Annotated in this window: 7 protein-coding genes and 1 pseudogene; 4 read left to right on the forward strand and 4 right to left on the reverse strand. The window is 65.2% G+C overall.

Annotation, left to right across the window (positions count from 1 at the left end):
• A pseudogene (gene thrS / locus JWR89_RS09990) lies at positions 1-1,799 on the reverse strand (threonine--tRNA ligase); the annotation flags it as partial.
• A gap of 252 nt (positions 1,800-2,051) precedes the next feature.
• On the opposite strand from thrS, the gene JWR89_RS09995 reads away from it, so the two are divergent.
• The gene (locus JWR89_RS09995) at positions 2,052-3,185 is read left to right on the forward strand and encodes an MFS transporter (protein WP_299715099.1); all 1,134 of its coding nucleotides are present in this window, start codon (positions 2,052-2,054) and stop codon (positions 3,183-3,185) included.
• Here the strand turns inward: JWR89_RS09995 and JWR89_RS10000 are convergent.
• On the reverse strand, positions 3,175-3,501 hold the full coding sequence (locus tag JWR89_RS10000; protein ID WP_299715085.1) for a GrlR family regulatory protein: 327 nt from the start codon (positions 3,499-3,501) through the stop codon (positions 3,175-3,177). The two genes, JWR89_RS09995 and JWR89_RS10000, sit on opposite strands and share 11 nt — an antisense overlap.
• Positions 3,502-3,654: 153 nt before the next feature.
• On the opposite strand from JWR89_RS10000, the gene JWR89_RS10005 reads away from it, so the two are divergent.
• Entirely contained in the window at positions 3,655-4,068 is a 414-nt protein-coding gene (locus JWR89_RS10005) for a DUF3574 domain-containing protein (RefSeq protein WP_299715088.1), read from the forward strand.
• A gap of 193 nt (positions 4,069-4,261) precedes the next feature.
• On the opposite strand, the gene yidD is transcribed toward JWR89_RS10005, so the two are convergent.
• Positions 4,262-4,600 carry a membrane protein insertion efficiency factor YidD gene (gene yidD, locus JWR89_RS10010; protein WP_299715091.1) on the reverse strand — a complete coding sequence of 113 codons (339 nt, stop codon included), beginning with the start codon at positions 4,598-4,600 and terminating at the stop codon, positions 4,262-4,264.
• Between the two features lie 309 nt (positions 4,601-4,909).
• Here yidD and JWR89_RS10015 point away from each other — a divergent pair, with 309 nt between their 5' ends.
• Positions 4,910-5,740, forward strand: a complete 831-nt coding sequence (locus JWR89_RS10015; protein ID WP_299715102.1) for a hypothetical protein — start codon at positions 4,910-4,912, stop codon at positions 5,738-5,740.
• A gap of 250 nt (positions 5,741-5,990) precedes the next feature.
• Here the strand turns inward: JWR89_RS10015 and JWR89_RS10020 are convergent, their stop codons facing one another.
• A complete protein-coding gene (locus tag JWR89_RS10020; RefSeq protein WP_299715093.1) occupies positions 5,991-6,437 on the reverse strand; it encodes an iron-sulfur cluster assembly scaffold protein in 447 nt (148 codons plus the stop codon).
• Between the two features lie 274 nt (positions 6,438-6,711).
• Between JWR89_RS10020 and folE the strand changes: the two genes are divergently transcribed.
• The coding region (folE, locus tag JWR89_RS10025; protein WP_299715096.1) for a GTP cyclohydrolase I at positions 6,712-7,289 on the forward strand (578 nt) is incomplete at its 3' end.

A 7,289-nucleotide genomic window follows, 5' to 3' on the forward strand; every position in this document is an offset into this window, starting at 1 on the left:
CCGGGCGAGGCTGTGGGTGCGGATCTTGGCGTTGATCTTCTCGTTGGCGACGTCTGCCTGCACCGACAGCCCGGCATGGCGCAGCGCGTCCGCGACCTCCAGCGCATAGGGCTCGGCGTCGGTGACGATCGAGGCCACCACCACCTGCACCGGCGCCAGCCAGAGCGGGAACTTGCCGGCGAACTGCTCGATCAGGATGCCGAGGAAGCGCTCGAAGCTGCCCAGGATCGCCCGGTGCAGCATCACCGGCCGGTGCCGGGCACTGTCCTCGCCGATATAGGAGGCGTCGAGCCGGTCGGGCAGCACGTAGTCGACCTGGATGTGCCGCACTGCCAGTCGCGGCCGATCGCGTCGCGCAGCACGTATTCGAACTTCGGCCCGTAGAACGCGCCTTCGCCGGGCGAGATCTCGGTCTTGATGCGCCCGCCGGACTGCGTCTCGATCACCGACAGCACGGTGGCCATCACGCGCTCGGCGTGATCCCACATCTCGTCGGTGCCGACGCGCTTGTCCGGCCGCGTCGACAGCTTCACCACGATGTCGCCGAAGCCGAAGTCGGAATAGGTCGAGAGGATCAGGTCGTTGATCTTCAGGCACTCGTCGGCGAGCTGTTGCTCGGTGCAAAACACATGGGCATCGTCCTGGGTGAAGCCGCGCACGCGCATCAGCCCGTGCATGGCGCCGGACGGCTCGTAGCGATGCACCACGCCGAACTCCGCGATCCGCCACGGCAAATCGCGGTAGCTCTTCAGCCCGTGCTTGAAGATCTGCACGTGGCCCGGGCAGTTCATCGGCTTCAGCGCGAACCAGCGCTTGTCTTCCGCCTCGTCGCCGGCGGACTGCGCGGCGAACATGTTTTCGCGGTACCACTCCCAGTGCCCGGAGGTCTCCCACAGCGACTTGTCGAGAATCTGCGGCGCGTTGACCTCGCTGTAGTCGCCGGCCAGACGCCTACGCATGTACGCGATCAGCGCCTGAAAAATCGTCCAGCCCTTGGCGTGCCAGAACACCACGCCGGGGCCTTCTTCCTGGAAGTGGAACAGGTCGAGCTCGCGGCCGAGTTTGCGGTGGTCGCGCTTCTCGGCTTCCTCGATCTGGTGCAGATAGGCATCGAGGTCTTCCTGCTTGGCAAACGCCGTGCCGTAGATTCGCGTCAGCATCGGGTTGTTGCTGTCGCCGCGCCAATAGGCGCCGGCCACCTTCATCAGCTTGAAGGCGTTGCCGACCTTGCCCACCGAGGTCATGTGCGGGCCGCGGCAGAGGTCGAACCAATCGCCCTGCTTGTAGACCTTGATGGTCTGGTCGGCAGGGATGGCGTCCACCAGCTCGACCTTGAACATCTCGCCGTTGTCCGAGAACACCTGCTTGATGTCGTCGCGGGTCCAGATTTCCTTGGTGAACGGTTTGTCGCGCGCGACGATCTCGCGCATCTTCTTCTCTATGGCGGCAAAGTCGTCCGGCGTGAACGGGTCGTTGCGGAAGAAGTCGTAGTAGAAGCCGTTCTCGATCACCGGGCCGATCGTGACCTGGGTGCCCGGCCACAGCGCCTGCACCGCTTCGGCGAGCACATGGGCGGCGTCATGCCGGATCAGCTCCAGCGCGCGCGGGTCGTCGCGGTTGATGAAATCGATCTTGGCGTTCGCCTCGATGGGATCCGCGAGGTCGGTCACGACGCCGTCCAGCGCCATCGCCACGGTGCGTTTGGCCAGCGACGGCGAGATGCCCTTGGCGATGTCCAGCCCGGTGGTGCCGCGCGGATATTCGCGCATCTTGCCGTCGGGGAAGGTGACGTTGATCATTTCGGCGGGCGGCGCCGGCGGCGTCAGGTTGGCGAGGCCGAATTGGAATCCCGATACGGGCTTGTTGTCGTCTGACATGGTCATCTCCTGTGGCTCACTCCTGCACACGGGCGCAGGTAAGCGGAAGCGTTGTATATCAGCGGATTCGGGCGTTGCAACGGCGAATGGGGCTGCAAGTTTGACTAGGTTGCGGTGGCGTCCCTACAATACCGCACCTTGACAGTGACCCGCCCCTTCGCCCCCACCGCCCTGATGATCGGCAATTTCGTCACCGGCATCGGTCTGCTGGCGCCGACGGCGATGCTGGCCGAGCTGTCGTCGGGTCTCGGCGTCAGCATTCGCGAGGCCGGGCTGCTGATTACGTTTGGCGCGCTGGTGTTGTGCGTGGGCTCGCCGGTGATGGCCTGGCTGACCAGCCGGATCGAGCGCCGGACGCTGTTGCTTTGCATTATCGCGGTCGTGGCGATGGCCAATCTCGCTTCGGCCTTTGCGCCCAGCTACGGCGTGCTGCTGGCGATCCGGCTGGTGCTGTGCGTGGCCGCGGCGCCCTATACGCCGCAGGCCGCGGGCACCGTCGGGCTGATCGTGCCGCCTTCGAGGCGCGGCAGCCACGTCGCTTTTGTGTTTCTGGGCTGGACGCTGGCGGTCGCGGTCGGGCTGCCGCTGGTGACCTTCATCGCCAGCCGCTACGGCTGGCGCGAGGTCTATCTCGGCATCGGCGCCATGGGCTGCGTCAGCCTGGCGCTGCTGGCGTGGCGGCTGCCGCGCGGGTTGTATGGCACGCCGGTGGACCTCTCCACCTGGGCTGGCCTCGCGCGCAACCGCCTCGTGGTGTGGCTGCTCGTGATCACGACGCTGCAGATTTCCGGCCAGTTCGCGATCTTCACCTTCATGGCGCCGCTGCTGGCGCGGCTCACCGGCGCCGGCCCGGACGCCGTCGGGCTGATATTCGCCGTCTACGGCCTGTTCAATCTAATCGGTATCATGACGGCGACGCGGATCGTCGATGGCTGGGGCGCGCTCAACACCTCGGTGCTGTCGACCTCGCTGGTGCTGGCGGGGATGACGGTGTGGACGCTCGGTGCCGGCCACCTGCCGGCGATGGCGTTCGGCGTCGCGATCTGGGGCATGGGCTTCGGCGCCATCACCTCGATGCAGCAGATCCGCCTGATCGCCGCCGCACCGTTGGCGGCTGCGGCCTCGGTGTCGCTGAACACCTCCATGCTATATGTCGGCCAGGCGATCGGCTCGGCGGTGGGCGGCCTGCTGTTCGCCGGCGGCCATTTCCACGCCTCCGGCTTTGTCGCGATGGCGTTCCTCGCAACGGCGCTGGCCGCCGTGCTGTTGAGCCGGGGAATGTCGGAAACCGCGCGGATCAGTCGCTGACGCGGCTGAGGCGTGCCTTGAAGTTGACGCCCGGCAGTTGCAGCGCGCTGCCTTCGAAGTCGTAGGTCTCCCCGTCCGCCTTGCCGTTCAGCGCCAGGGTCACACCGTCGAGGCCGAACAGACCCTTGTGGGCCGGATCCGGATTGTAGCGTCGGCTCGCGACCTTCACCGAGATGGTCTCGCCTTTGTCTTGATAGTTGCCGATGAAGGTGAAGGCCGAATTGCCGCCGCGCAGCTTGCCGCCGATGGCGTAGATGATGCCGGTTCCAGTGCCGTGGACGGTGTGAAAATGAACCTCGTAAAGGCCTTGTTGCACCTTGGCGTCCCCAACTGGCTCGATGAAAGTCGGCGCACCGTATGATAGCAGTTGTCGTGTAACAATCCCGCATGTTTCAATTGGCACAACTATCAGCAACATATTTTCGGATATGTCCCGCGATGTTCATTGCACCGTGAGATGGAATAAACCGTGCGCGCATTACTCACCGTTTCCGCCTTCGGCATGGCCGCGTTGCTGGGCGGATGCGCCTCGCTGCCGCAGCCGTGCGGGCCGCCGGCACAGACCATGGCGAGTGCGGAACTCATTTTCGGCCGCCATGTCGGCGATCGCCCGGGCGTCAGCGAAGCCGCCTTCGCGCGCTTCGTGGCCACCGACATCACGCCGCGCTTTCCGGACGGGCTGACCATTCTCGACGCAACGGGGCAATGGCGCGACGGCGCGCGTGGAATTCTGGTGCGGGAGCCCAGCAAGGTCGTGCTGATCAGCTTTCCCGACGACGCCGCGAAGCGTGCCGGGCTGGGAGAGATCGCCGAGGCCTACAAGACAAAATTCCAGCAGCAGTCGGTGCTGATTTCAGTGCGCACAGCGTGTGTGAGTTTCTAGCGCGGACCCAACCCCGTCATTGCGAGCCGGCGAAAATCGCCGAAGGCGACTTTCGCCGAGCGAAGCAATCCAGAAGGCCAAAAGCGAATACTGGATTGCTTCGTCGCAAGGGCTAAGGGGAAAGCCAATTGGCTTTCCCTGACCTCGCAATGACGGCCGCGGCTGGCACGAGTCATCGCAAAGAAAGTTGCTCCTAACCCCCGCCGTCATTGACGCCGCGCCATCGCGCGAAGCGCCACGGCAGGTACCAGCGCGCGCCATCAGGCGCGGTCATCGGCACGTTGTCGATCCCCGACGTGCCCCACGGCTGGCAGCGCAGCAGCCGTGCCAGCGTCATCCAGCCGCCGGCCCACAGGCCGTAGCGCTCGATCGCCTCGTCGCCATAGACCGAACAGCTCGGCAGGTGGCGGCAGTTGTAGCCGACCAGCGGCGAGAGGGTATGGCGATACACCCAGATCGCGCCGCGGCCCGCATTGCGCGGCAGGCGTTGAATGGTACCAGCGCAGCCGGGACACCCGAATGAATGCTTCATAAGCGGTTTGCTATCAGATTGACGGCCAATTGCACGGTTTTCCAGCAGGGAACTCAGCGGGTTATGCAAGCAGGACACACCTGCCAGACTTTCGACCGCAGCGCAGCAAATCGCACTGGACGTTAGCATTTGGCGCGCTAGGTTTTTGCTTAACGCCTGTGTGACAGAATCATGAGCGTTGTTTGGGGCCAGTACCATTGCTCAGTAGAGCGCGGGGAAGGAACCGATTTGAGACTCGCAAGGTCGCTACGATCCGGACGTTCGGCGCTGTTTCGCGCGGCCGCCCTTTGCATCGTCCTTCCAGGCCTGATGGCCGCGGTCGGCGCCTCCGCTCACGCCGCGAGCTTTCTCGAAGAACGCAAGATGCCGATGCGCTTCACCTGGATCGCCTGCGAACCGGATTGTCGCGGCTGGATCGGCGCGGTCGGCGTCGTCACCGGCGACACCGTCAAGGATTTCGACGAATTTGCCCGCACCCGCGATCTTGCCGGCGCCACCGTCGTGCTGGATTCGTCAGGCGGTTCGGTCAACGACGCCATCACCATGGGCCGGCGCTGGCGCCGCATGGGGCTGCTGACCACCGTCGGCACCACCACCGAGTTGCAGGTCGGCTCCAGCCTGAAGCCGGCGGTGGCGCCGCAGGCGTATTGCGAATCCATGTGCGTGTTCCTGCTGCTGGCCGGCAAGAAGCGCTACGTGCCGGAAGAGGCCCATGTCCGGGTGCACCAGATCTGGATGGGCGACCGCGCCGACGATCCCAAGGCCGCCAGCTACACCGCGCAGGATCTGATGATCGTGGAGCGCGATATCGGCCGGCTCGCCAAGTACACCTTCGACATGGGCGGCACCGGCGACCTGCTGTCGCTGTCGCTCAACGTGCCGCCGTGGGAAGACCTGCATCAATTGTCGGCGCCGGAGTTGCAGCTCACCAACGTGGTCACCACCACCATCGCCGCCGACGTGTTGCCCGCCCTGCGCGAAGCCGAGCCGCCGATGGCGTCGCTGTCGCTGAAGTCGGTGCAGGATCGCTTCGTCAGCAGCGCCGAGGATGATAACAAGCCGGTGGCTTCGATATCGAAATCGACCAAGACCGCCGAAGCGCTGCCGACCGGCGGACTCGCGAGCGCGCCGGCGAAGTAGCGGCCTTCCTGACGTAGGGTGGGCAAAGGCGCTCTTGCGCCGTGCCCACGCCTTGACGGGCGAAATCTCACACGCTGACACTTGTCCCGGACGCGGTGCAGTGCGCCCGTCTTCGGGCGTAGTGCGCCGCAGAGCCGGGACCGCCCAAAACGCTGGCGTCTGGTACGGTCCCGGCTCTGCGGAGCGGCACTTCGCGCCGCACCGCGTCCGGGACAAGTTTGAGACTATTCGGCTTCGGCCCGCAGAAAGTTCAGACCGCCGCTTGCGTGGCCTTCGCCTCAATCTGCCCGATCGCATCGACCACGGCGTCGAACGTCAGCAATGTCGAGGCGTGCCGCGCCTTGTAGTCGCGCACCGGCTCGAGCAGCGCGATGTCGGCCCACTTGCCGTCCGGCGGCGCGCCGTTTTCCTTCAGCATCTTGCGCACGGTCTCGCGCAGGGCCCGCAATTCCGCGGCGGTGGAGCCGACCACGTGGCTGGCCATGATCGAGGACGAGGCCTGGCCGAGCGCGCAGGCTTTGACGTCATGGGCGAAATCGGTGACCACCGGCCCGTCCATGGTGAGGTCGATTTTCACGGTCGAGCCGCACAGTTTGGAATGCGCGGTGGCGGAGGCATCGGGGGCGGGCAGGCGGCCGAGCCGCGGGATATTGCCGGCCAGTTCGATGATCCGCTTGTTGTAGATGTCGTTCAGCATCGGGTGTGGAACCTTGACTTGGCCAAGAAATATGCGAGCTGGGCCCGGGCGAGCGGCGATGGGCTGCCCTTGGCGACCGTGGAACTGACCCCTATATAGGGTGACGTGCCCGCCATGAGAATGCCGGGCATTCTCCAGATCGCCGGAATTTGAGAATTCAATTCGGGCCTGCTGGTATTATCATTTGACGGACTCAGGCGTTCCGGTGGCGTTGGCCGCCCGTCTGCCCGGTGACACTCCGGTCCCCCCAGGGGGCCGGTCGAACGGAGTAAAGATGGACGCAATCATCAAGCCGCTGCGCGGCATATCCCAGGACCCTAGATCTAACGACCCCAGATCTGACGCCAAGGCCGAATTTCATCCCTCGGAGCTCGATCCCGCGGAATTCCTCGCCCCCGCCGTGCATCCCGACCAGGCGCGCCCGTCGCGCCACGAGGCCGAGACGGCGGTGCAGACGCTGCTGGCCTATATCGGCGAGAACCCGCAGCGCGAGGGCCTGCTCGACACGCCGCGCCGCGTCGTCGAGGCCTATGACGAATTGTTCCAGGGCTACCACCAGAACCCCTCCGAAGTGCTCAACCGCACCTTCGGCGAGACCGCCGGCTACGATGATTTCGTGCTGATCCGCGACATGAACTTCACCTCGCATTGCGAGCATCACATGATGCCGTTCTACGGCAAGGCGCATATCGCCTATACGCCGATCGAGCGGGTGGTCGGCCTGTCGAAGCTGGCGCGGCTGGTCGATATCTTCGGCCATAGGCTGCAGACCCAGGAGCACCTGACGGCGCAGCTCGCCGCCGCGGTGGACGAAGTGCTGAAGCCGCGCGGCGTCGCCGTGATGGTCGAGGC

Source organism: Tardiphaga sp. (genome assembly GCF_028290785.1).
Taxonomy (GTDB): Bacteria; Pseudomonadota; Alphaproteobacteria; order Rhizobiales; family Xanthobacteraceae; genus Tardiphaga.